The organism is Bacillus andreraoultii (genome assembly GCF_001244735.1).
Classification (GTDB): domain Bacteria; phylum Bacillota; class Bacilli; order Bacillales; family Caldibacillaceae; genus Caldifermentibacillus; species Caldifermentibacillus andreraoultii.
Genome location: NZ_LN868937.1, coordinates 1,179,588 through 1,201,769 on the forward strand (window position 1 = coordinate 1,179,588; position 22,182 = coordinate 1,201,769).

The 22,182-nt window shown below is 34.9% G+C and carries 20 protein-coding genes; 19 read left to right on the top strand and 1 reads right to left on the bottom strand.

Annotated elements, in window-relative coordinates; all coding sequences use genetic code 11:
• The first annotated feature begins 3 nt into the window (after positions 1-3).
• From polX to uvrC, 10 genes are all read left to right on the top strand, one after another.
• A complete protein-coding gene (gene polX, locus BN2144_RS10820; RefSeq protein WP_033828246.1) occupies positions 4-1,722 on the top strand; it encodes a DNA polymerase/3'-5' exonuclease PolX in 1,719 nt (572 codons plus the stop codon).
• 32 nt (positions 1,723-1,754) lie between these two features.
• Positions 1,755-4,109, top strand: coding sequence for an endonuclease MutS2 (locus BN2144_RS10825; protein WP_033828247.1), 2,355 nt, complete (start codon positions 1,755-1,757; stop codon positions 4,107-4,109).
• A gap of 58 nt (positions 4,110-4,167) precedes the next feature.
• The gene (locus tag BN2144_RS10830) at positions 4,168-4,575 is read left to right on the top strand and encodes a DUF350 domain-containing protein (RefSeq protein WP_033828248.1); all 408 of its coding nucleotides are present in this window, start codon (positions 4,168-4,170) and stop codon (positions 4,573-4,575) included.
• A gap of 747 nt (positions 4,576-5,322) precedes the next feature.
• A complete protein-coding gene (locus BN2144_RS10835) occupies positions 5,323-7,023 on the top strand; it encodes an AMP-binding protein (protein ID WP_280526429.1) in 1,701 nt (566 codons plus the stop codon).
• A 162-nt stretch (positions 7,024-7,185) separates the two neighbouring features.
• The gene (locus BN2144_RS10840) at positions 7,186-7,782 is read left to right on the top strand and encodes a TetR/AcrR family transcriptional regulator (RefSeq protein ID WP_033828250.1); all 597 of its coding nucleotides are present in this window, start codon (positions 7,186-7,188) and stop codon (positions 7,780-7,782) included.
• A gap of 135 nt (positions 7,783-7,917) precedes the next feature.
• Entirely contained in the window at positions 7,918-8,691 is a 774-nt protein-coding gene (locus BN2144_RS10845; protein ID WP_033828251.1) for an enoyl-CoA hydratase, read from the top strand.
• Between the two features lie 79 nt (positions 8,692-8,770).
• Entirely contained in the window at positions 8,771-9,544 is a 774-nt protein-coding gene (locus tag BN2144_RS10850; protein ID WP_033828252.1) for an electron transfer flavoprotein subunit beta/FixA family protein, read from the top strand.
• A 33-nt stretch (positions 9,545-9,577) separates the two neighbouring features.
• Positions 9,578-10,555 (top strand): electron transfer flavoprotein subunit alpha/FixB family protein, encoded by a 978-nt coding sequence (locus BN2144_RS10855; protein WP_033828253.1) that lies wholly within the window; start codon positions 9,578-9,580, stop codon positions 10,553-10,555.
• A 217-nt stretch (positions 10,556-10,772) separates the two neighbouring features.
• Positions 10,773-11,087 (top strand): thioredoxin, encoded by a 315-nt coding sequence (trxA, locus tag BN2144_RS10860; protein ID WP_033828254.1) that lies wholly within the window; start codon positions 10,773-10,775, stop codon positions 11,085-11,087.
• Between the two features lie 300 nt (positions 11,088-11,387).
• Positions 11,388-13,199 carry an excinuclease ABC subunit UvrC gene (gene uvrC, locus BN2144_RS10865; RefSeq protein ID WP_042337859.1) on the top strand — a complete coding sequence of 604 codons (1,812 nt, stop codon included), beginning with the start codon at positions 11,388-11,390 and terminating at the stop codon, positions 13,197-13,199.
• 214 nt (positions 13,200-13,413) lie between these two features.
• Here the strand turns inward: uvrC and BN2144_RS10870 are convergent, their stop codons facing one another.
• Positions 13,414-13,860 carry a YslB family protein gene (locus tag BN2144_RS10870; protein WP_033828255.1) on the bottom strand — a complete coding sequence of 149 codons (447 nt, stop codon included), beginning with the start codon at positions 13,858-13,860 and terminating at the stop codon, positions 13,414-13,416.
• A 300-nt stretch (positions 13,861-14,160) separates the two neighbouring features.
• Between BN2144_RS10870 and BN2144_RS10875 the strand changes: the two genes are divergently transcribed.
• The 9 genes from BN2144_RS10875 to BN2144_RS10915 all read left to right on the top strand — a co-directional run bounded on the left by BN2144_RS10875 (position 14,161) and on the right by BN2144_RS10915 (position 22,181).
• Entirely contained in the window at positions 14,161-14,772 is a 612-nt protein-coding gene (locus BN2144_RS10875; RefSeq protein ID WP_033828256.1) for a succinate dehydrogenase cytochrome b558 subunit, read from the top strand.
• 120 nt (positions 14,773-14,892) lie between these two features.
• Entirely contained in the window at positions 14,893-16,644 is a 1,752-nt protein-coding gene (gene sdhA / locus BN2144_RS10880) for a succinate dehydrogenase flavoprotein subunit (protein WP_033828257.1), read from the top strand.
• 22 nt (positions 16,645-16,666) lie between these two features.
• Positions 16,667-17,434: a succinate dehydrogenase iron-sulfur subunit gene (gene sdhB, locus BN2144_RS10885; RefSeq protein WP_033828258.1), complete on the top strand. Its 768-nt coding sequence runs from the start codon at positions 16,667-16,669 to the stop codon at positions 17,432-17,434.
• Between the two features lie 277 nt (positions 17,435-17,711).
• Positions 17,712-18,185, top strand: a complete 474-nt coding sequence (locus BN2144_RS10890) for an acyl-CoA thioesterase (protein ID WP_033828259.1) — start codon at positions 17,712-17,714, stop codon at positions 18,183-18,185.
• Positions 18,186-18,349: 164 nt separating this feature from the next.
• Positions 18,350-18,574: a helix-turn-helix domain-containing protein gene (locus BN2144_RS10895; protein ID WP_033828593.1), complete on the top strand. Its 225-nt coding sequence runs from the start codon at positions 18,350-18,352 to the stop codon at positions 18,572-18,574.
• A gap of 352 nt (positions 18,575-18,926) precedes the next feature.
• Positions 18,927-19,367 carry a MarR family winged helix-turn-helix transcriptional regulator gene (locus tag BN2144_RS10900; protein WP_033828260.1) on the top strand — a complete coding sequence of 147 codons (441 nt, stop codon included), beginning with the start codon at positions 18,927-18,929 and terminating at the stop codon, positions 19,365-19,367.
• Between the two features lie 7 nt (positions 19,368-19,374).
• A complete protein-coding gene (gene racE / locus BN2144_RS10905; protein WP_033828261.1) occupies positions 19,375-20,187 on the top strand; it encodes a glutamate racemase in 813 nt (270 codons plus the stop codon).
• A gap of 166 nt (positions 20,188-20,353) precedes the next feature.
• Complete coding sequence (locus tag BN2144_RS10910; RefSeq protein ID WP_033828262.1) at positions 20,354-21,382, top strand: GerMN domain-containing protein; 1,029 nt, start codon at positions 20,354-20,356, stop codon at positions 21,380-21,382.
• A gap of 202 nt (positions 21,383-21,584) precedes the next feature.
• The gene (locus BN2144_RS10915; protein WP_033828263.1) at positions 21,585-22,181 is read left to right on the top strand and encodes an XTP/dITP diphosphatase; all 597 of its coding nucleotides are present in this window, start codon (positions 21,585-21,587) and stop codon (positions 22,179-22,181) included.
• The last annotated feature ends 1 nt before the right edge of the window (position 22,182 follow it).

Below are 22,182 nucleotides of genomic sequence, written 5' to 3' on the forward strand. Positions count from 1 at the left end.
TCAATGATTGATAGTAAAAAAGAAGTGATTCGATTACTAGAGACAATCGCGATTTACATGGAGTTAAAAGGGGAAAATCCGTTTAAAATACAGGCCTTTCGTAAAGCGGCAAATGCATTAGAACTAGACGAAAGATTGTTAATTGAAATTGATAACTTTCAAGCAATACCTGGAATTGGAAAAGGAACTGCTGCAGTTATTGATGAATATATAGAAACAGGTCAATCAGAAGTTTTAAAGCAACTGCAAGAGGAGGTTCCAAAAGGACTTATCCCTCTTTTGCAAATTCCTGGTCTCGGCGGAAAGACAATTGCTAAATTATATAATGAACTCGATGTAGAAAATGTAAATGATTTAAAACGGGTATGTGAAGAGGGGAAAGTTCGAGAATTAAAGGGATTTGGCCCAAAGAAAGAGGAAAAAATTTTAAAAAGTATTGAAGAATTAGGCATGCGTCCTGAACGTTTACCACTAGCTTCGGTATTGCCAATTGTCACATGGATTGAAGAGCAGTTAGCCGGAATGAATTCGATTGAAAAATTTTCACGTGCCGGTAGTATCAGGCGGACGAAAGAAACCGTTAAAGATATAGATTTTATTATCGCAACAACGGAGCCCCACCTAGTAAAAGAACAACTATTAAAAATGCCGAATATAAAGGAACTGACTAATCAAGGAGACACGAAAGTATCATGTGTATTTTCATTTGAATTCGATATTTCAGCTGATTTTCGCATCGTTACACGGGATCAATTCGCAACAACCCTACATCATTTTACTGGTTCAAAAGAACATAATATTCGCATGCGACAACTTGCAAAAGAACGCCATGAAAAAATTAGTGAATATGGAATTGAACAAATAGAAACAGGAGAAGTACTCACTTTTTCTACTGAAACCGATTTTTATCATCATTTTCAGTTACCGTTTATAAGTCCGGAACTTCGGGATGATGGATCTGAAATCGAACGCATTGATGAATTAAATAATTTAGTTACTTTAACGGATATTCGTGGTGACTTGCATATGCATACAACATGGAGTGATGGTGCCCATTCATTAGAGGAAATGGTAGAGGCATGTCGTTTAAGAGGTTATGAATATATGGCGATTACAGATCACTCCCAATTTTTAAAAGTAGCTAACGGTCTAACAGAAGACCGCTTACGACGCCAAATGGATAGAATACATCAATTAAATGAAAAATATTCCGATTTTACGATTTTTACTGGAATTGAAATGGATATTTTACCTGATGCGACACTCGATTTTCATGACGACTTATTAAAAGAAGTAGATTTTGTCATTGCTTCGATTCATTCAGCTTTTGGGCAAAGTAAGGAAATGATTATGAAACGGTTACGAACAGCGTGTGAAAATCCGTACGTTAACATCATCGCTCATCCGACCGGAAGAAAAATTGGTAAGCGTGAAGGATATTCTGTACAAATTGATGAGCTTATTCAACTCGCTAAAGATACAAATACAATACTAGAATTAAATGCGAGTCCTAGACGTTTAGATTTACGAAAAGAACATTTAGTAAAGGCTCAAGAAGCGGGTGTGAAAATAATGATCAATACAGATAGTCATCACCGCGATACATTAAGTAATATGGAAATTGGGGTAAATTACGCAAGAAGTGCCTGGTTGAAAAAAGATACGGTTATGAATACAAAGTCATTGAAAGAGTTACAGTTAATATTAAACAAAACTTCATAATACATTAACGAAAACGAAGGGAGATTATCTCCGTGAATCATAAAGCAATAGATACATTAGAATTTAATAAAATTCGTAATCAATTAATGGCCTTTGCCGCATCTAATTTAGGAAAAGAAAGGATTGAAAACTTATTTCCATCGACAAACTATGAGGAAGTGATTCGACTTCAAGAGGAAACCGATGAGGCTGCCACCGTCATTCGTCTTAAGGGTCATGTACCACTTGGAGGAATTTTTAATATTTTGCCGGCAATTAAACGGTCGGAAATTGGTGGTATGCTTCACGTCGATGAACTCGTCCAAATTGCAAGTTCGATAAGAGCTAGTCGACAATTAAAGAAGTATCTCGAAGAAGTAACTGATGAAGAGAATTTACCAATATTAACAGAATTTCATGAAAATATGAATCCTCCGTATGAGTTGGAACGTAGTATAAGTAGTTCGATTAGCGAGAATGGGGAAGTTTTAGATAGTGCTAGTGAAAAATTACGTACTCTCCGAACACAAATGCGCACATTTGAAGCTAGAGTACGTGAAAAACTAGAAAGTATTATTCGTTCATCAAGTGCACAAAAAATGTTATCAGATGCGATTATAACAATTCGTAATGACCGATTTGTGATTCCTGTAAAACAAGAATATCGAACCCATTTCGGTGGGATGGTTCATGACCAATCTTCCTCTGGACAAACATTATTTATTGAACCTCAACCGGTTGTTCAGTTGAATAATGAGCTTCACCAAGCAAAAATAAAAGAACAACTTGAAATCGAACGAATTTTAACAGAGTTATCAAAAGAGACTGCAGCATATAGTGAAGAGTTAAAAGTCCTTGTTGAAACATTACGTGAACTAGACTTTATGTTTGCAAAAGCAAAATATGGTGCGGCAATGAAAGCGACAAAGCCAGCGATTAATAAGGAAGGAAGAATTCGCCTTTTTAAGGCACGACATCCATTTATACCGAAAGAGGAAGTCGTTGCGAATGATATTGAACTTGGAACTGATTTTACAACAATTGTCATTACAGGTCCGAATACGGGTGGAAAAACCGTTACTTTAAAAACTCTTGGATTAATTACATTAATGGCTCAAGCAGGATTACATATTCCAGCACAAGATGGGTCAGAGGTTGCTGTATTTCAATCAATTTTTGCTGATATTGGTGATGAACAATCAATTGAACAAAGTTTAAGCACATTTTCATCTCATATGGTAAATATTGTAGAGATATTAAATCATGTTGATTTCAAGAGTCTTGTCTTGTTTGATGAGCTTGGAGCTGGTACAGATCCACAGGAAGGTGCTGCTCTTGCAATGGCGATATTAGATGAGGTTCATAATCGTGGAGCTCGTGTCATTGCAACAACGCATTATCCAGAATTAAAAGCATATGGGTATAATCGAGAAGGAGTAACGAATGCTAGTGTAGAATTTGATGTTGAGACATTAAGTCCAACCTATCGCCTTCTAATTGGTGTTCCTGGTCGAAGTAATGCATTTGAAATATCGAAGCGACTTGGATTATCAGATCGAATTATTGAACGAGCAAAAAGCCAAATTCATGAGGAAACCAATAAAGTTGATAATATGATTGCTTCCCTGGAAGAACGGACGAAACTAGCAGAAACAGAGGAAAAAGAAGCAAGAGAGTATTTGAAACTCGCAGAAAAAATTCATGCAGACTTGCAAAAAGCGATGGTCGATTATTATGAAAAGAAAGATGAATTATATGAAAAAGCGCGACTAGAAGCGAAATCGATTATTAAACATGCGGAACATGAAGCAGATGAAATTATTAAACGGTTAAGACAGTTACAATTACAAAAGTCAGTTGAAATTAAAGAGCATGAATTAATTGAAGCGAAAAAACGTTTGGAAGAAGCGGTTCCAAAATCGAAAAATAAAACTTCCATACCGACAGACAAAAAAGAAGTCCATCAATTCCAACCAGGGGATGAAGTGAAAGTGATTAGCTTCGACCAAAAAGGACATTTAATTGAAAAGGTCAATGATCATGAATGGCAAGTTCAAATTGGTATTTTAAAAATGAAAGTGAATGAAAAAGATCTTGAAATCATCCATAGTAAACCAAAAGTAGAACCAAAGCCAATAACGACAATTAAAGGAAAGGAATATCATGTTGGTTTAGAACTTGATTTACGTGGCGAACGTTTTGAAGATGCGCTAGTGAAAGTAGAAAAATATATTGATGATGCGTTACTTGCTGGATATCCGCGTGTTTCAATCATACATGGTAAAGGTACAGGAGCACTTCGCACAGGTGTACAAAATTATTTAAAAAAACATCGTCAAGTAAAATCATTTCATTTTGGAAGTGCAAATGAAGGTGGAACAGGTGTTACTGTTGTTGAGTTTAAATAGTATTTAGGTAATGGGAACGTAGATTAAGAGCACGACTAGAAGCAAACGAGGGATATTTATGGCAAACTTTTGGGAAAATAGTTTGATTATACAGGCAGCATATTATAGTGTTGCGATCTTATGCACACTCGTATTTCTAGCCATATTTGAATTAGTGACAAAATATAATAATTGGGAAGAAATAAAAAAGGGGAATATGGCGGTTGCATTGGCAACAGGAGGAAAAATATTTGGTATCTTAAATATTTTTCGCTTTTCAATTATGCACAATGATTCATTACTTGTTATGTTTGGCTGGGGATGTTTCGGTTTCTTATTACTACTTATTGCTTACTATATTTTTGAATTTTTAACACCAACGTTTAATGTTGATGAGCAAATTGCAAGTGATAACCGTGCCGTTGGTTTTATATCGATGGTTATCTCTGTTGGACTTTCATATGTTATCGGAGCCGGAATTATTTAGTTAGTGAAGATGAGAATAAGAGTTTCTAGTTAATGAATCAATCCTCGTTTAAATATATGGATTACATCTTTACAAGGGGAGGAAGCGGTTGGAGAAACTTGGCAAAATATTAATCATTTGCTGTGGTGCCTTTCTGTTACTAGGTATAATTTACTTTTTATAGACATATCGACTTAAAGATAATCAAGCTTCAGATTATATCCGAACAGTTCGGATGTAATCTGAAGCTTTTTTCAAAAGAGAAAGTATAAAATTTCGTCACATCCACATTCTGAAATCTGGTTTTTTTATCAATAGCCCTTCTAGATGACCTCTTCCACTTTTTTTACCATGAATTAGTCGTCTATAACTCTTTTAGATGACCGTTAACTGGATTTTTATTCAAAGTAGGAATCTATAACTCTTATAGGCGACCGTTTTCCCCAAGTTTTTCATTTACCTTTAAACTTTTTTGTTTAAAAAAAATAGAATAGAATCAACAACGTTTTTCGTGAATCTATTTTTTAGAAAGTTCTCTATAATTGAATGTGTATAATTTTCCTTATTTATGTATAAATTTACCTTTTTTAATAGTATCAGCTTGCCTTTTATTATTTATACGTTCTTATGTTTACTAATTCACAATAGATTTTTTATTTTACAAAAATTTAATCTTGTAAACGTTTTTAAAATTAGCTATGATAAAGAAAAGAACAATTAGAATCATTATTTTTTTGTTGTTCTTTTTTACGACAAAGGGGGGAGATTATGGAAAATAAACCATGGTTACAGCTTTATCCGCCACAAATTCCGCACACATTAACGTATGATAATTCATCCCTGCAACAAGTATTAGTTAATACGTCTAAGAAGTATCCAGATAAGATTGCCATCCACTTTAATGGTAAGGAGTTAACTTATAAAGAAGTATATGAATCTTCCTTAAAGATGGCAGGCTATTTGAAAAAAATTGGAATTAAAAAAGGGGACCGGGTGGCTATTATGCTGCCGAACACACCACAATCAGTCATTAGTTTTTACGGGATATTATTTGCGGGCGGGATTGCTGTACAGACAAATCCAATGTACACAGAGCGAGAATTAGCTTTTCAGATGAAAGATTCAGGAGCAAAGGCAATTATTGGATTAGATATTTTATTTCCGCGTATTACGAAAATTCAAGGGGAAACAAATTTACAACATATTATTATAACAGCAATTAAAGATTACTTACCATTTCCAAAGAATCTAGTGTATCCGTATATTCAAAAGAAACAATACGGATTTTCAGTTAAAGTCGAACATAAGGGAAATCATCATCTATTTAAAGAAATTATGAAAGAACAACCAACGTCAGATCCAGTTCTAGACATTAATTGTGATGAAGAGTTGGCAATCCTACAATATACTGGTGGAACGACTGGTTTTCCAAAAGGAGTTATGTTGACACATCGAAATTTAATTGCTAATTCAAAAATGTGTCAAGCTTGGCTGTATCGGTGTAGAGAAGGAGAAGAAGTTGTACTTGGTGCACTTCCATTCTTTCATGTATACGGCATGACAACGGTAATGATTCTATCTGTTTTGCAAGCATCAAAAATGGTTCTTATACCAAAGCCAGCCCCAGAAACATTGTTAAAGGCAATACAGTCGCAACGACCAACGATGTTTCCAGGTGCCCCAACAATGTATATTGGTCTGTTGAATCACCCAGATTTAACAAAATATGATTTATCATCTATTGATAGTTGTATTAGTGGTTCAGCGCCGTTACCTGTCGAGGTTCAAGAACAGTTTGAAAAATTAACAGGTGGAAAACTAGTTGAAGGATATGGGCTGACTGAATCCTCGCCGGTAACACATGCAAATCTTTTGTGGGATGGTACACGGGTATCTGCAAGTATTGGTTTACCATGGCCAGATACAAATGCTGAAATTCGCTCTTTAGAAACAGGGGAGCCATTACCTCCAGGAGAAGTTGGAGAATTAGTGATAAAAGGTCCGCAAGTGATGAAGGGATATTGGAATCGTCCAGAAGAAACGAACCAAGTGCTACAAGATGGTTGGTTATTCACCGGTGATATGGGATATATGGACGAAAAAGGATACTTTTACATTGTAGACCGTAAGAAGGATATGATTATTGCAAGCGGTTATAATATTTACCCACGCGAGGTTGAAGAAGTTTTATACGAACATCCAGCAGTAAAAGAAGTTGTTGTTGCAGGTGTTCCAGATCCGTATCGAGGCGAAACGGTAAAAGCATACATTGTCTTGAAAGATGGCGCTTCGATTACAGAAGATGAAATGAATAAGTATGCGAGAAAAAATCTTGCTGCTTATAAAGTACCGAGAATGTACGAATTTCGAGATGAACTTCCGAAAACAACAGTTGGAAAAATATTACGACGTCAGTTAGTTGAAGAAGAAAAGAAGAAAATGGCAGAGGCAAAAGAAAGAGAAGCATAGTTTCTTAAAGAGTAGCTCTTAACTCTCTTTTTTTCTAAAAAAATATAAGAGAATCGTTTGACAAATGATAAAATAACTTTTATTATAAAATTATGAATGATTATTCATTCATATACTTTTGACACCAAGAGTTACAGAAAAATTTATCTGAAGGTGAACGATTTGAAAACACAAAAGCCAAAGTATATGCAAATTATTGATGCCGCAGTAATAACGATTGCCGAAAACGGTTATCACCAATCACAAGTTTCAAAAATTGCTAAACAAGCAGGTGTAGCAGACGGAACGATTTATCTTTATTTTAAAAATAAAGAGGATATACTAATTTCTCTTTTTCGTGAAAAAATGGGTCATTTTATCAATGATTTGGAAGAAGTAACGAAAACAAAAAATACCGCCTCAGAAAAATTATTACTTTTAATAGAAAAGCATTTTCGTCGTTTATCTGAGGATCACCATCTGGCTATTGTCACTCAGCTGGAACTAAGGCAAACAAATAAAGATTTACGTTTCAAAATTAATGATATTTTAAAAGGCTATTTGAAACTTATTGATAAAGTCTTAGATGAAGGTACAAAAAATGGAGAATTTGATCCGAAATTGAATATCCGTTTAGCTCGACAAATGATTTTTGGAACAATTGATGAAACGGTAACGACATGGATTATGAATGATCATAAATATGATTTAATCAGTCTAGCACCGGAAGTTCATCGCTTACTAATTAATGGCTGCGGTAACAAAGGAAAGGCAATCTAATCATTCATGAATATGATTCGTACCGAGATGTATGGCATAAAATCTTTCCACATCCATTAGCATTATGCATACAATCTACGGTACGAACATACATATATATTTATCGTACTAGACTTGTAATAGGAGGGATGGGAAATGGCGTTTTTACAGTCAAAAATAGAAGGGAAAACAGCAATCATCTCATTAAACCGTCCGCCGGCAAATGCACTATCAAAAGAACTGTTGCTAGAATTGGATGAAGTATTGACAGAATTAGCAACGAATGATGATGTGCGTGTTGTCGTCGTTAAAGGGGAAGGTAAATTTTTCTGTGCTGGAGCAGATATAAGAGAATTTACTACATTTAGTTCACAAGAGAAAGCTTATGAGTTAGCACGAAATGGTCAGAAGCTTATGGATAAGATTGAACAGTATCCAAAACCTGTAATTGCTTCGATTCATGGAGCAGCTTTAGGTGGAGGGTTAGAATTAGCAATGAGCTGCCATATTCGTTTAGTGGCTGAAAATGCCAAATTAGGTTTACCTGAATTGTCACTTGGTATTATCCCTGGATTTGCTGGAACACAAAGATTGCCTAAATTCGTCGGTACAGAAAAAGCACTTGAAATGATGATTACTAGTGAACCAATCACTGGTATTGAGGCGATAAAGTATGGACTTGCACTAAGGGCCTATCCAGAGGAAGAGCTTTTTAGTGAAACAATGAAACTAGCGAAAAAGTTCGAAAGGAAGAGTCCATCATCTGTTAAAGCGATTTTAGATCTCTTAACATATACGAAAACAGACCAATTTTCTACTGGTGTTGAAAAAGAAGCAACATTATTTAGTGAAGTTTTCCAAACAGAAGATGCGAAGGAAGGAATCCAAGCATTTATTGAAAAAAGACAACCGAATTTTGTGGGAAAATAGTGGTAAATCACTTATAATAGATTAGTGAGTATATTTCTAATAATTTCATTTTTAAAAGAATAATAGGGGGGAGTAACGGATGAATATTTATGTATTGTTAAAAAGAACTTTTGACACGGAAGAAAAAATTTCAATTGATAATGGGAAAATCAATGATGATGGTGCTGAATTTATTATTAACCCTTATGACGAGTACGCTGTTGAGGAGGCAATACAAGTTCGTGATGAGCATGGTGGTGAAGTAACAGTCGTCACTGTCGGTGGAGAAGATGCAGAAAAGCAATTGCGTACTGCTTTAGCTATGGGTGCAGATAAGGCTGTTTTAATTAATATTGAAGATGATCTTGAAGTAACAGATCAATATACAACTGCTAAAATTTTAGCGGAATATTTAAAAGATAAGGATGCGGATTTAATTATCGGTGGGAATGTAGCAATCGATAATGGAACAGGCCAAGTCGGTCCACGGGTTGCTGATTTACTAGGAATCCCTTATATTACAACAATTACAGACTTGAAAATCGATGGAACAAATGTAAGCGTTGTACGTGATGTTGAAGGTGACGAGGAAAAAATTGAAGCAACTCTACCATTATTAGTAACAGCTCAACAAGGATTAAATGATCCGAGATATCCATCTTTACCTGGGATTATGAAAGCGAAAAAGAAACCGCTTGAAGAATTAGAATTGGATGATTTGGACATTGATGAGGACGATGTTGAAGCAAAGACAAAAACAATTGAAGTATTTTTACCACCAAAACGTGAAGCTGGTAAAATTTTACAAGGTGATTTGAACGAACAAATACAAGAATTAGTTTCCTTACTGCATAAAGATGCGAAAGTAATCTAAGTTCACAAAGAATACGACAAGGAGGGTAATGAAATGGGAAGAAAAGTTTTAGTGTTAGGTGAAGTTAAAGACGGTGCTTTAAGAAACGTATCATATGAAGCGATAGCAGCTGCAAAAACTGTATCTGAAGGTGGAGAAGTTGTAGGGGTTTTACTCGGTGACTCAGTAAGTGAATTAGCGAATAGCTTAATTCATTATGGAGCAGACAAAGTTGTAGTTGTTGAAAATAGTCAATTAAATAATTATAGTTCTGATGGATACTCACAAGCCCTTTTAGCAGTAGTTGAAAATGAAGATCCAGAAGCAATTATTTTTGGTCACACATCTCTTGGAAAAGATTTATCTCCAAAGATTGCAAGTAAACTTGATTCGGGTTTAATTTCCGATGTGATTGAAGTAGAAGTAACTGGTGGAAATGTAGTCTTCACACGTCCAATCTATTCTGGTAAAGCGTTTGAAAAGAAAATTGTCACAGACGGAATTATATTTGCGACAGTAAGACCGAATAATATCGCCCCACTCGAAAAAGATGAATCTAGAAATGGTGAAATTTCAACTTTAGACGTTGAAATTAAAGATTTACGAACAATTATTAAAGAAGTTGTTCGTAAAGCAACAGAAGGCGTGGATTTGTCAGAAGCAAAGGTTGTTGTTGCTGGAGGCCGTGGAGTAAAGAGTGAAGATGGTTTCAAACCATTACAAGAACTTGCAGATGTACTAGGTGGTGCTGTAGGTGCATCTCGTGGAGCGTGTGACGCAGGATTTTGTGATTATTCATTACAAATAGGTCAAACTGGTAAAGTTGTCACACCAGATTTATACATTGCATGTGGAATTTCCGGAGCTATCCAACATTTAGCTGGTATGTCTAATTCAAAAGTAATTGTTGCGATAAACAAAGATCCAGAAGCAAATATTTTTAAAGTAGCCGATTATGGAATCGTTGGTGACCTATTTGAAGTGGTACCTATTTTAACAGAAGAACTTAAAAAGTTAAAAGTGAATGCATAATGCAGTAAAAATAGTCCCGTACTTAATCGAGTCTTGCTTGAGTACGGGACTTATTAATTTGTAAAGTCATCGCTCATATTCAAATTCAACTCAGGTAAACTATTGGTTATTTTTTTCCTTTTAGGTTAAAATATCTGTGAGTCTAATATTTAGCAACTCATAACGTACAGTGATATACTACTGTCGATAAGGATAAATAGTTTAGGAGGGTTATTTAATGGCAATTGTAAAAGCAACAGACCAAAATTTTTCAGAAGAAACGAGTAAAGGTTTAGTTTTAGCTGATTTCTGGGCTACTTGGTGTGGACCATGTAAAATGATTGCACCAGTACTTGAAGAAATTGATGCTGAAATGGGCGACAAAGTTAAAATCGTCAAACTTGATGTTGATGAAAATCAAGAAACAGCAGCAAAATATGGTGTGATGAGTATTCCAACATTAATTTTCTTTAAAGACGGAGAAATTGTTGATAAAGTAATTGGCTACCGTCCAAAAGAAGCTCTAGAAGAAGTGATCAATAGCCATTTATAATAGTTCAAATTAAGGCAGTCCATAACGGGCTGTTTTTTTACGTCAACCTTTGTTAAAATATTGATAAATATAGGCTGTTTTCATAAACTTTATTGTTCTTTTGCTAAGGCGGATTCTTACTATAGATAAAGAATGCATTTAATAGTGAAACATCGCACGAGGAAAATACGATTAGCGAGATTCTGATGTCGCCGCCAAGATCAACTACAGGTAATTTTTTTCAAAAAGCAACAAACTTTTGGAAAACAGTCTAAATATAAAAGGAACGTTATTCCATTTAAAATGGAGTGAAAGAAAATTATGGATACGAAAAAAAGAATACAAGAGAAACTAGCCCTGTTACCAGACCAACCCGGTTGTTATTTAATGAAAGATCGCCAAGGTACCATTATTTATGTTGGAAAGGCTAAAATTCTAAAAAACCGCGTTCGGTCCTACTTTATAGGCTCACATGATGGAAAGACCCAAGCATTGGTCAGTGAAATAGAGGATTTTGAATATATTATTACCTCTTCTAATATTGAAGCATTGATTCTTGAAATGAATTTAATAAAAAAACATAACCCAAAATACAATGTAATGCTGAAGGATGATAAAAGCTACCCGTTTATAAAGCTAACGGCTGAGCGTCATCCTCGACTAATTATTACGCGGAAAGTGAAAAAAGATAAAGGAAAATACTTTGGCCCCTATCCGAATGTTACTGCAGCAAAAGAAACAAAGAAATTATTAGACCGACTATATCCGCTGCGGAAATGCTCCACACTCCCCAATCGTGTCTGCCTATATTATCATATCGGTCAATGTTTAGCACCTTGTGTAAATGATATTTCCGAGGAAACATATAAAGAAATGACTGATGAAATTACTAAATTTTTAAACGGTGGTTATAATGAAGTAAAAAAACAATTAACTGCAAAAATGACGGAAGCAGCCGAAGAACTTGATTTTGAGCGAGCAAAAGAATATCGGGATAAAATTAGTGCGATTGAAACAACGATGGAAAAACAAAAAATGACGATGCAAGATTTTGTAGATCGTGATGTATTCGGTTATGCGGTGGACAAAGGTTGGATGTGTGTTCAAGTATTTTTTATTCGCCAAGGAAAATTAATTGAACGGGATGTTTCAATGTTTCCGTTTTATGATGATCCAGAAGCAGAAATGCTAACTTTTCTAGGACAGTTTTATGAAAAAGCCAATCATTTTAAACCAAAGGAAATTTTACTACCGAAAGAAATAGATGGTGAATTGGCTAAGCAATTATTAGAAGTAAAAATTTTACAGCCAATACGTGGTCAGAAAAAAGATCTCGTCAACTTAGCGACGAAGAATGCATCAGTCGCTCTAAAGGAAAAATTTTCACTCATTGAACGAGATGAAGAAAGAACAATTAAAGCAATTGAAAAATTAGGCCAGGAAATGGGAATATATACACCATATCGAATAGAAGCATTTGATAACTCGAATATACAAGGTACGAATCCCGTTTCGGCAATGGTAGTTTTTACGAATGGGAAACCTGACAAAAAACAGTACCGAAAATATAAAATTAAAACAGTTGAAGGTCCAGATGACTATGAATCGATGCGAGAAGTAATCCGTAGAAGATATTCTCGAGTTTTAAAAGAAAATTTGCCTCTTCCTGATTTAATTTTAATTGATGGAGGAATGGGACAAATAGAAGCTGCGAAAGATATTTTACGAAATGAGCTGAATCTAGAAATACCCGTTGCGGGACTGGCGAAAGATGATAAACACCAAACCGCCAATCTCCTTTATGGCGAACCATTGGAAATCGTACCGTTAGCTCGCAATAGTCAAGAATTTTATTTATTACAACGTATTCAGGATGAGGTTCATCGGTTTGCCATTACATTTCACCGCCAATTACGTGGAAAGTCGATGTTCCAATCTATATTAGATGATATTCCTGGGGTTGGTGAAAAAAGGAAAAAGCAATTAATGAAACATTTTGGTTCAATTAATAAAATGAAAGAAGCCACAGTAGAGGATTTTATCCATATCGGTATGCCAGAAAATGTAGCAAAATCGATTATGGAAGTACTACATGCTGAAGAAAACGAAGAGATAGATAAAACAAAAGGTTAAAAGTAAATAAAAGCAATTGGTGATATACCAATTGCTTTTATTGGCTAATGATAAATATAAATGACTTTCCTTGTGCGTTTAAGCGCACAAGGAAGGCGTAAGCAGCTACATCAAAGCCGAAAAACTCTCTTTCTTATCAAGCGAACTCTAGTCTCTTTGGTTGCCTAAAGGCTCGAGCGTCCTGAGTTTCTTTCTTACTACATGTAAAATTATTTTATAAGTTATAAGGTATTTTGTCCCATTTAATGGTGAATATAATCGTATAGTCCCGTTTTCTTGGATGTTCAAAACATTCGGCATAAGCTTTTTTCATCTGTTGGATTTGTTCAGCTAAAAATCCAGCTTCTAATTGAAAGGTTGATGATGTTTTTGTTTTCAGACGATACTCTATCAAATCTCCTGTAAGTGAAAATTCCAATTCGTCCTTCTTTTCCCCAAGAAGCTCTAATCGCCCCCAACCTGCATTTATAAAAAATTCAATTAGTTCGTCTAGAGAAAATAGAGGATACTTTCTCGCCAAACGTTTTCCCGCCCAATACAGAATGTTTGAGGCATCATTACCTAATATCTCATTTAATAAATCTTCTCGTATGAGTTCATAACCAAAGCCAGGAACAGATAACTCATGAATATTCACACTTTCAATTGCTCTTTTACTCAATCATACTCCCCCATTTCTTTAAATCTATTATATACAAAAAAACATCTTTTATTTATGTTTTTTCGTTGGAAAAAAATTATTTTGATATATTTATTGAAATAAATGGTATAAATGGAAAATAGTTAAAGATTAGTTTTTCTAATAAACAGTTATTAATATAAACACTTTGCAAATATTGCTTTTTCTGTATCCGTTTTCTTGACGCTATGAATAAAAAGGTTTACAATGAACATGTCATATATTTGCCATAGTTTTCTAAATTAATAGTGTACGATAATCTTAAGGGGGGTACATGTAAAGATGGCTGATAACCGAGAATTTAGGCACCGGAGATTACATTCAATCCTAGGAGTCATTCCGGTAGGGTTATTTCTAATCATGCATTTAATGATTAATTATAATGCAACAAAAGGTCCTGAAGCATTTAACGAAGCTGCAGGGTTTATGGAACGTCTTCCATTTTTAATTGTTTTAGAATTTTTATTTATCTATATTCCTATTTTATTCCATGCGATTTATGGGGTTTATATCGCATTCACTGCTAAAAATAATTTGGGCAGGTTTGGGAAATTTCGCAACTGGATGTTCTTTTTACAAAGAGTCTCTGGTGTTATATTAATTATTTTTATCGCTTGGCATGTTTGGGAGACACGGTTAGCAAAAGCATTTTATGGAGCAGAAGTTAATTTCGACATGATGGCAAATATAGTTGATAATCCATTTATGCTATTCTTTTATATTCTTGGGATTGTAGCAGCAACATTCCATTTATCAAATGGACTATGGTCATTCTGTGTAAGTTGGGGAATTACTGTTTCACCACACTCACAGAAAATCAATACGTATGTAACAATTGTAATCTTCTTAGCACTATCATTCGTTGGTGTACGTGCTATTTTAGCGTTTGCATGATTCTATGAAAATATTTCAGAATACAATAATGATTTTAATTGTTTTTATTTAATATGATAAATATTGAACAAGTGTATACGAACGATTATTTACAGAAATTATTCAAGGAGTGAGTGACAAATGAGTAAAGGTAAAATTATAGTTGTCGGTGGCGGTCTGGCCGGCCTAATGGCAACTGTTAAAATAGCTGAAGCAGGAGTGCCTGTCGAATTATTCTCACTTGTTCCTGTTAAACGTTCTCACTCTGTATGTGCACAAGGTGGAATAAATGGTGCCGTTAACACGAAAGGTGAGGGAGATTCACCATGGATACATTTCGATGACACGGTTTACGGAGGGGACTTTTTAGCAAACCAACCTCCAGTAAAAGCGATGACAGAAGCAGCACCAGGTATTATCCATTTATTCGACCGTATGGGTGTTATGTTTAACCGAACTTCAGAAGGCTTACTAGACTTTAGACGTTTTGGTGGAACATTACATCACCGCACTGCTTTTGCAGGGGCTACAACAGGACAACAGCTATTATATGCTTTAGATGAACAAGTTCGACGCTATGAAGTTGCAGGGCTTGTAACAAAATATGAGTACTGGGAATTTTTAGGGGCAGTTCTCGATGATGAAGAAGTGTGCCGCGGTATCGTTGCACAAGATTTAAGATCAATGGAAATTAAATCTTTCCGTGGCGATGCTGTTATTATGGCAACTGGCGGTTTAGGCATGATTTTTGGAAAATCGACAAACTCTGTCATTAATACAGGATCTGCACATGCGATTCTTTACCAACAAGGTGTTTATTATGCGAACGGAGAATTTATCCAAATTCATCCAACAGCAATTCCTGGCGATGACAAGCTTCGTTTAATGAGTGAGTCAGCACGTGGTGAAGGTGGACGGATTTGGACTTATAAAGATGGTAAGCCGTGGTATTTCTTAGAGGAAAAATATCCATTATACGGAAATCTTGTTCCACGTGATATTGCAACACGCGAAATTTTCCATGTTTGCGTTGATATGAAATTAGGAATTAACGGAGAGAACATGGTCTATCTTGATTTATCTCATAAGGATCCACATGAACTGGATGTTAAACTTGGTGGTATTATCGAAATTTATGAAAAGTTCACAGGTGATGATCCACGGAAAGTTCCAATGAAAATTTTCCCTGCTGTCCACTATTCGATGGGCGGAGTTTGGGTAGATTATGATCAAATGACAAATATTAAAGGTTTATTTGCTGCAGGTGAATGTGATTATTCACAACATGGTGCTAACCGGTTAGGTGCAAACTCTTTACTTTCGGCAATTTACGGAGGTATGGTAGCAGGTCCTAATGCAGTAAAATATATTGAAGGTTTAGACAAGAGTTCAGATGAATTATCTTCTAGCTTGTTTGATCGTTATCAAAAACAAGAAATACAAAAATGGGAAGATATTATGAAAATGGATGGTACTGAGAATGCATATGTTCTTCATAAAGAATTAGGAGAATGGATGACAGATAACGTAACTGTTGTACGTTATAATGACCGTCTATTAAAAACAGATGAAAAAATTCAGGAATTATTAGAACGCTATAAAAATATTAATATTAACGACACGGCTAAATGGAGTAACCAAGGGGCAGCATTTACAAGACAATTGTTCAATATGCTACAACTTGCTCGTGTCATTACTCTAGGTGCTTATAATCGTAATGAATCACGTGGTGCTCACTATAAACCAGATTTCCCTGAGCGTAATGATGAAGAATGGTTAAAAACAACAATGGCAAAATATGTTGGTCCAGATGAGGCACCAAAATTCCATTATGAAGATGTTGATACATCATTAATCCCACCAAGAAAACGGGATTATACGAAAAAACATTAATGAAAAGGGGAGGAATTATTCAATGGCTGAACAACAAAAAACAGTTACTTTTATCATTCAAAGACAAGACAATCCGGATTCTGACCCTTATGAGGAGACATTTGAAATTCCGTATCGTCCACATATGAATGTGATCTCGGCTTTAATGGAAATACAACGGAATCCCGTGACGAAAGATGGCAAAAAAACGACTGCAGTTCAATGGGAAATGAACTGTTTGGAAGAAGTTTGTGGTGCTTGTTCTATGGTTATTAATGGAAAACCAAGACAATCATGTTCTGCGATGATTGACCAATTAGAACAACCAATTCGTCTAGAACCAATGCGTACATTCCCAGTTATCCGTGATTTATTAGTTGATCGTAGCCGGATGTTTGACGCATTGAAAAAAGTGAAAGCTTGGATTCCAATCGATGGTACTTATGATCTTGGACCTGGGCCAAGAATGCCTGAAAGTAAACGTCAATGGGCTTATGAATTATCCAAATGTATGACTTGTGGGGTATGTTTAGAAGCTTGTCCGAATGTGAATGATAAATCTAATTTCATTGGACCAGCTCCGTTATCGCAAGTTCGTTTGTTCAACTCTCATCCAACAGGTGCGATGAATAAAGCGGAACGACTTGAAACGATTATGGGTGATGGAGGTCTTGCAAACTGCGGTAATTCACAAAACTGTGTACAAGCATGTCCGAAAGGTATTCCATTAACAACTTCAATTGCTGCCTTGAATAGAGAAGCGACTGTTCAAATGTTCCGGAACTTCTTTGGTAGTGACTATTCTATTTAATAGATAGATTCTAAAATGATCATATTTAATTTTAATAAGGTTGACTAATTCGTTTCCAGTCAACCATTTTTTTAGTAGGAAATGAATGGCTATTCATTCATTCTCTTAGCCCATAGGGAAGTATACATTCACATTCCATCAAATCATTTACTATGTGAGATATGAAACATTCATAATCACATTAAAGAAAACTCAGGGACGTCAAGAAATATTAAAGGATGATTCGTTCATCGGGTTTCAATGCCGTTTAACGAATATTAATAGAGGAGGTACGGTTGTGAAGCATATAAGTTATATACACAATTACGAATTATGGAAAGAAGAATTTCAATTTTATGTTCCTATTAAGGTTCGATTCTCAGAAACAGATATGTTCGGTCATTTAAATAATACAGTGCCTTTCGTTTACTTTGAACAAGCTCGTATTGAATTTTTGAATCATTTAGGTCTTATGGAGCATTGGATGGAATCAAATAAAAAATGTATACCAATTGTTGCGAACTTACAATGTGATTATATTCAACAAGTGTTTTTTGACGAAAAAATAAATGTGTATGTAAAAATTCATGAGATAGGCACAAGTTCAATAGATCTTCACTATATGGGAGAAAAAGACAATGGTGAAATTTGTTTTACAGGAAGAGGAACATTAGTTAAATTAAATACTGAAACTGGAAAAGGTGAAAAATGGTCTGAACTAGAACAAATGACCCTAGAAAAACATATGATATCAAAGGTCTCTGCATTTTAATCATTAGATGGAAAACAATGTGCAATTGAATTTATTTCCCGCCTATTTCACTTATAAAATTTGGAAAGCTGTCACTCCAAGCCTTGCCTTCACATATGATATGGTGACGATTCATACCCATCCCCGCGTTTTCTAGCTGGCGAAGGCAAGGAGGGTTCATGTATTTGAAGGAGAATGATTTCACACATAAGCCATTATTGACAAAACGAGAAAGGGAAGTATTCGAATTGTTAGTTCAAGATAAAACGACAAAAGAAATAGCACAAGAGTTATTTATCAGTGAAAAAACAGTTCGAAATCATATTTCAAATGCCATGCAAAAGCTTGGAGTAAAGGGGCGTTCACAAGCTGTCGTCGAACTTCTCCGCATGGGGGAGTTAAAGCTTTAAAAAATACCGGCATCCATCATGGAGGCCGGTTTAACTTTTCAACCTTATCATCATGGAGAGCCCTGATTGAATTTTTAAAGTAAATATTAATTGAAAGTTTAGACAATAATACTTCTCCACATAGCCTATTTTAAAAAGACTTGAATTTTCACAATAAAAGTTAGAAAATATACAAGAGTCGTTGTTATGGTTGAAATGTTGAAAGAATATAAGTGAACGAACAACGATAAATAAAGGGAAAAGATACAATTTGACACTTTAATCCTTTTAATTTAAGCTTTTTTTAATGGCCTTTTGTGTATTACAATTCAAACGTTTTGCCGCGGGAAATAAGGAATAAGGGGGGGTTTATTTGGAGAAAACAATTGATGAAAAAGTTATAGCTGCAATAGAAAAAGATTTACGTTATATTGCTGGTTTAGTGAAACAAAAAGGTCGAGAAATATTAAGTCATTATACCGTTACACCCCCACAGTTTGTTGCATTACAATGGCTTTCTGAAGAAGGTGACATGACGATTGGTGAACTATCTACAAAAATGTATTTAGCTTTTAGTACAACAACCGATTTAATCGATCGAATGGAAAAAAATAATTTAGTTAAGCGTGTAAAAGATGAAAAGGATCGGCGTGTCGTTCGGATTCAGCTTTTAAAAGAAGGTGCTCGAATTATTGATGAAGTTATCAAAAAACGTCAACATTACCTACATGAAATATTGCAAGATTTTAGTGATGAAGAAATTATTTTATTACAAAATAACTTAAATAAATTACATAAAAATATGAAAGGTTGAAGAAAGTTTGTCATCAAATCCAATAGGCATCATAGATTCAGGAGTGGGAGGATTAACGGTAGTTAAAGAAATGATGCGTCAGTTACCCCATGAATCAATTATATACTTAGGGGATACTGCTCGTTGTCCATACGGTCCAAGATCCAGTGAAGAAATTCGAAAATTCACTTGGGAAATGACTCGTTTCCTAGAACAATATCAAATTAAAATGTTAATTATTGCTTGTAATACAGCAACAGCAGTAGCACTAGATGAAATACGTCAAAGCCTACCTATTCCTGTCTTAGGTGTCATTCATCCAGGTGCAAGGGCAGCTATAAAAGTTTCTAAAACGAATCGAATTGGGGTAATCGGAACTCAAATGACGATTAATAGTAAAGCATACGAATTTGCTTTGAAAAAAATTCGTAGACGGGTAACAGTACATGGATTGGCATGCCCAAAACTCGTTCCATTAGTAGAAAGTGGTGAGTGGACAGGAAAGTTAGCAGAAAAAGTAGTTGCTGAATCCATTGAACCATTAAAAGGGACGAATATCGATACACTTATACTCGGTTGCACGCATTATCCTTTATTACAACCTGTAATTGAGTCCTATTTTGAGGGGAAAATAAAGATAATTAGTTCAGGAGAAGAAACAGCTCGTGAAGCAAGTGTTATTCTTGATCATACTAGTATGTTAAATGGATCAACTGATGGCCCACATCATGCGTTTTTTACAACAGGTTCTAAGACAATGTTTAAAAATATAGCTCAGCAATGGTTAGAATTAGAAGAAATTCATGTTGAAACAGCAAATTTAACGAGTTTAACAACTTAACAAATGATTTTTGATAAACATCATAGTCTTGTGGAAGATGATATTTAGTTATATGTTCACTTCCACAAGATTTTTTATCTGTTTGTCCAATTTTTTTAGATGGTTCGGTCTATTTTGTCCCACAACCCTATATACATGTAATACAAACTGTTATGGGGGGAAATGTATGAAGTTTATTAGAAACATTTTTATATTAGCAGCCATGGTTTTCATGCTATCTGCTTGTTCTCTTATTGGAGGAAAAGAGAGTATTGACCCACCTCAAGATGTATCATATGAAGAAGATTTAGATGTGACAAAGGATGATGGTGCAGAGACTGAAAAGGAAGGGAAAGTTAAAACAGAGCTGTATCTAATTGACAAAGATGGCTATGTCGTCCCACAGACATTTGAGCTTCCAAATACAGAAAGTGTAGCAAAACAAGCTTTAGATCATTTAGTTAAAGATGGTCCAATTACAGACCAATTACCAAATGATTTCCGTGCTGTGTTACCAGCTGGAACAGAAACATCTGTCGACATAAAAGATGGAGTAGCAACTGTTAATTTTTCAAATGAATTTACAGAATATGCGCCAGAGGATGAATTAAAAATTTTACAATCTGTTACGTGGACGTTAACACAATTTGATTCAATTGAAAAAGTTAACTTAAAATTAAATGGTAAACAGTTGAAAGAAATGCCGGTAAACGGAACACCGATTAATGGAGAATTAACTCGAAAAAATGGTATTAATATTGAAACAAATGTGGCTGATATTACAAATACTTATCCAGTAACCGTGTATTACCTTGCACAATCAAATGAAAAAAGTTACTACGTTCCAGTAACAAAACGGGTAAGTAATAAAGTTGATAATCCGGTTATGGCTGTAGTGAACGAACTTATAAAAGGACCGAATACATCTTCAACGTTATACACGCTATTTATGCCAGATGTACAACTTGTCGATGAACCAAAATTAGATAATGGCATTGTAAAATTAAATTTCAATGAAAATATTTATGGAAGTTATGATCAAAAGCTAGTATCTAAACAAGTTTTAGAACCATTAGTATTATCATTAACGGAACAAGAAGGAGTAGAAGGTGTATCTATCCAAGTAAATGGTGATACGAATGTTGTGAATCAAGATGGACAAACATTATCAGAGCCAGTTACACGCCCTGCTTCTGTAAACACTAGCAGTTATTAAAAGAAATTTGATATAATATAATTAATTGGTGAGGGGGTTAATACCGCCTTTTTTCTTTTATTTCATGTAGAGCTGTAAAGAAGTTGTCAGTAGATTTGGTGTTTGCGATAAAAGCAAATCTATATCCAAGGTAAGAACAGTATATCAAGAAATACGATGACGCTAGAAATAATTAAAAAATATTAATAAAAGAGGTATACTAATGAGAGAACTAATTATAGCAACGAAAAATGTTGGGAAGGTAAAAGAATTTGCTGAAATTTTTGAACCGTTAGGATTTAAAGTTAAAACATTATTGGATTTTCCAAATGCTCCAGAAATAGAAGAAACTGGTGTGACATTTGAAGAAAATGCCTTGTTAAAAGCAAAGGGTATAGCGAATCTCCTTCATAAGATGGTTCTTGCAGATGATTCTGGACTTGTAATTGATGCGCTAGATGGACGTCCCGGAGTCTATTCAGCGAGATATGCCGGTGTTGATAAAAATGATGAAGCAAATATTAAGAAGGTTTTAGACGAAATGAAGGGTGTTCCAACTGAAAAAAGAACCGCTCATTTTCATTGTACATTAGCATTAGTTATCCCTAATAAAAAATCAGTTATTATTAATGGCAAGTGTGAAGGGATGATTTTAACAGAAAAACGTGGCGATAAAGGGTTTGGCTACGACCCAATTTTTTATGTTCCAAGCCTTGGCAAAACGATGGCAGAAATGACACCAGAAGAGAAAAATCAAATTAGCCATAGAGGAGATGCAATACGGAAATTACATAAGTGGATTCAAGAAAATGGGAATTAAG

Coding starts and splice junctions, on each gene's coding strand:
- polX (WP_033828246.1), top strand. CDS start 4: ATGATTGATAGTAAAAAAGAAGTGATTCGATTACTAGAGACAATCGCG.
- BN2144_RS10830 (WP_033828248.1), top strand. CDS start 4,168: ATGGCAAACTTTTGGGAAAATAGTTTGATTATACAGGCAGCATATTAT.
- BN2144_RS10835 (WP_280526429.1), top strand. CDS start 5,323: ATGGAAAATAAACCATGGTTACAGCTTTATCCGCCACAAATTCCGCAC.
- BN2144_RS10845 (WP_033828251.1), top strand. CDS start 7,918: ATGGCGTTTTTACAGTCAAAAATAGAAGGGAAAACAGCAATCATCTCA.
- BN2144_RS10850 (WP_033828252.1), top strand. CDS start 8,771: ATGAATATTTATGTATTGTTAAAAAGAACTTTTGACACGGAAGAAAAA.
- BN2144_RS10855 (WP_033828253.1), top strand. CDS start 9,578: ATGGGAAGAAAAGTTTTAGTGTTAGGTGAAGTTAAAGACGGTGCTTTA.
- trxA (WP_033828254.1), top strand. CDS start 10,773: ATGGCAATTGTAAAAGCAACAGACCAAAATTTTTCAGAAGAAACGAGT.
- uvrC (WP_042337859.1), top strand. CDS start 11,388: ATGGATACGAAAAAAAGAATACAAGAGAAACTAGCCCTGTTACCAGAC.
- BN2144_RS10875 (WP_033828256.1), top strand. CDS start 14,161: ATGGCTGATAACCGAGAATTTAGGCACCGGAGATTACATTCAATCCTA.
- sdhA (WP_033828257.1), top strand. CDS start 14,893: ATGAGTAAAGGTAAAATTATAGTTGTCGGTGGCGGTCTGGCCGGCCTA.
- sdhB (WP_033828258.1), top strand. CDS start 16,667: ATGGCTGAACAACAAAAAACAGTTACTTTTATCATTCAAAGACAAGAC.
- BN2144_RS10910 (WP_033828262.1), top strand. CDS start 20,354: ATGAAGTTTATTAGAAACATTTTTATATTAGCAGCCATGGTTTTCATG.
- BN2144_RS10915 (WP_033828263.1), top strand. CDS start 21,585: ATGAGAGAACTAATTATAGCAACGAAAAATGTTGGGAAGGTAAAAGAA.